We start from the raw sequence: 2,426 nt of genomic DNA, 5'->3' as shown, positions 1-2,426 counted from the left end.
GCGACAGGCTTCTCGTGCGGCTCGATCTTGGCGGTCGTTGGGTTGATGGCACCTGAGTTGATGATCTGTTTGAGTCGAGTGCCCGTGGTGTAGTGGTAGATGTTCTCGGGAGGATCGGGGCCGGCTGGGACTTGGTCGGGGCCGGAAATGGGAATGAGTTGAATGTGGATTTGCACGCGGGGACTCCAGATGGGCGAGGTGGGCTTTGATATCTTGAAGACGAACGCCGCCCCAAAGCCCTGACGGCAGAACGTCCTTCAGGGAATATGCCCGCGAAATCGGCTTTTTTTAGATATCAAGACCTCGTTCGCCGCCCCCCGCAGAAAACCTCTTTCCGATCCGCACCAGTCATGCTGGCCATCGGCGATTTGCTATAACCCTCGCGAAGTCTGGCTCCCCTCGCAGCCACTTTTCGGCTTGGCGATGGCGGTCAGCTGCAGCAGGCATTTACGGAGAAGCCTTCCATGAAACGTGAAGATTTGGCGAATGAAATCCGCGGTGCAGGTATGGCGTTGCGATACGCTGATGGCCCAGTGACAGTGACGTCGTTTCGTGGGAGCAAGACGATTTCGCATCACTCGGCGGTGAACAAACTCAAAATGCCTGACGAGCTGATCGTCACTATGGCGGCCACTTGCTCAACGTGTGACGCAGTTGCCTCGAAGATGGACATTGAATTGGCTGAGGAGTGGGCAGACTGCTATCAGGCGTACGCAAGGCTTATTTGGCCCTGTATCGATCATGAAGAATGGTGTTTCGGTGAACCCTATATCCCCGTTTCCAAGTCGGCCTCGAGAAGATTCAGGAAAATAAAAGAAAAGTTTGACGCAAAGAGAAAAGCTCGGGCTGACGCCAAAGCTAAGATGACGCCCGATGAACTAAAGGCTCGACTCGAAGCACGCCGGGAAGCAGGACTCAAGAGAAAGAATGCGGCTTCAGCCACTGATCTTCGGAGTTACATCGAAGCACGCCGGGAAGCACGGCTCAAGAGAAAAAATGACCCTGCGGCCACGATGAAAAAGGTAGCCAACAAAGGCATGCAAGAGCCCGGAAAAAAGAAAGCCCCGGTCTCCAAGGCAAAGAAGTCAAAGCCGGCGAAAAAGGCCAGTAGTGTCAAAAAAAAGACGTCGCCCAAGAAGCCCTCCGGAAAGAAGCCGCCAAAAAGAAAGAAGCGATAGCGGCCGCAATAGATACTGCCCACGCCAAAGCCCGAGCCTACATCGCAGACATCACGACGCTCGAAGTAGACGTCATCGTGAATGCGGCCAACGAGGGCTTGCTGGCTGGCGGTGGTGTCTGTGGGGCGATATTTCGAGCAGCGGGCCCGAAACTTGTCGAGGCGTGTCAGAAGTTAGCCCCATGCCCTCCGCTCTGAATGCTCGAAGAAAAAAGAGAAAGGGCCCTGAGATTCAGGGCCCTTTTTTGTTTTGCATGAGCGAGCCGCAAGTTGGCATAAGGCTTGCCCCCCTCCCCAAACCCTGCCCCAAGTCTTGTGAGAGAATCCTCGTGCCTGACGTTGCCCCTGCCTTGATACCAGCCGGGCTGTTAGCCATGCAGGGCCGGTAGCTGGGCATGCCCAGTTGATCCGGTACACTGGACATCGTTGCAGGAGGTTGACATGTCCGTCGATATCCGGATCGAGACTTTCTCGGTTGCCGAGAAGGTCCAACTCCTCGAAACCGTATGGCAAAGCCTGTGCGCTCGCCCTTGCGATGTGAGGTCGCCAGAGTGGCACCGCGAAGTGCTGGATGAGCGCAGGCGTCGCCTTGAGGATGGACGCGCGACGATTTCTGCATGGCCTGATGCGAAGGCCCGCTTGATGCAGCTCGGCCGATGATCGTCAGCATCGCATCTGATGCCGAAGCTGATATCGCCGAAGGCTATTGGTTTTATGAGCGGCAGTCGCCCGGGCTTGGCGACTATTTCCGTAGTTGCCTGATCGCGGACATTGAGTCGCTCGCCTACTAAGGCGGCATCCACCAGGTCGAGTACGGGTATCAACGTGCTCTGTCGAAGAGGTTCCCTTTTTGCATCTACTGCTCCTTGAGCAGCGGCGTGCTGCTCGTGGTGGCGGTGATTGATGCCCGGCGGGATCCACTCTGGATTCGCAAGAGGTTTGAAGTCGCGGGGGAATCTGCTGAAGACGATTTCGGTCCAAGCCGACAGACCCTTTCCCTCGCCGTGAATCCGGAGAATCGACCCATGAAATCGTTTGCTTGTTTCTGCGCGGCCTGCCCTTCTTTGTCGCGTTCAAGCTCACGATGGGATCGCTCTCCCACGTGTGCTGGTTTATTGCCAAGCATCCGATTGGCAGTCTAGATTGGTACGACGTAATCGGCAGGATCGGCCAAGAGTTCTGGACGCTCAACATTGGCCTGTTCCTGTGCCTCCCCGCGTTTCTGATCGTGGTATGGCGGCTGCTTCGC

Annotated in this window: 4 protein-coding genes and 1 pseudogene; all 5 read left to right on the top strand. The window is 56.1% G+C overall.

What is annotated here, in order from left to right:
- Positions 1–464: 464 nt before the first annotated feature.
- Complete coding sequence (locus WCJ41_RS21540) at positions 465–1,178, top strand: hypothetical protein (protein WP_336907890.1); 714 nt, start codon at positions 465–467, stop codon at positions 1,176–1,178.
- A pseudogene (locus WCJ41_RS21535) lies at positions 1,175–1,354 on the top strand (macro domain-containing protein); the annotation flags it as partial. The gene WCJ41_RS21540 and the pseudogene WCJ41_RS21535, both read left to right, overlap by 4 nt.
- 264 nt (positions 1,355–1,618) lie before the next feature.
- Complete coding sequence (locus tag WCJ41_RS21530; protein ID WP_336907889.1) at positions 1,619–1,837, top strand: addiction module protein; 219 nt, start codon at positions 1,619–1,621, stop codon at positions 1,835–1,837.
- Positions 1,834–1,968 (top strand): hypothetical protein, encoded by a 135-nt coding sequence (locus WCJ41_RS21525; RefSeq protein WP_336907888.1) that lies wholly within the window; start codon positions 1,834–1,836, stop codon positions 1,966–1,968. The genes WCJ41_RS21530 and WCJ41_RS21525 overlap by 4 nt, the downstream gene beginning before the upstream one ends.
- A 248-nt stretch (positions 1,969–2,216) precedes the next feature.
- Positions 2,217–2,426: hypothetical protein (locus tag WCJ41_RS21520; RefSeq protein ID WP_336907887.1), on the top strand; the 210-nt coding region annotated here is incomplete at its 3' end.

It is taken from the genome of Aestuariivirga sp., assembly GCF_037139295.1.
GTDB lineage: Bacteria > Pseudomonadota > Alphaproteobacteria > Rhizobiales > Aestuariivirgaceae > Aestuariivirga.
This window is presented reverse-complemented; position numbering and strand designations above follow the sequence as displayed.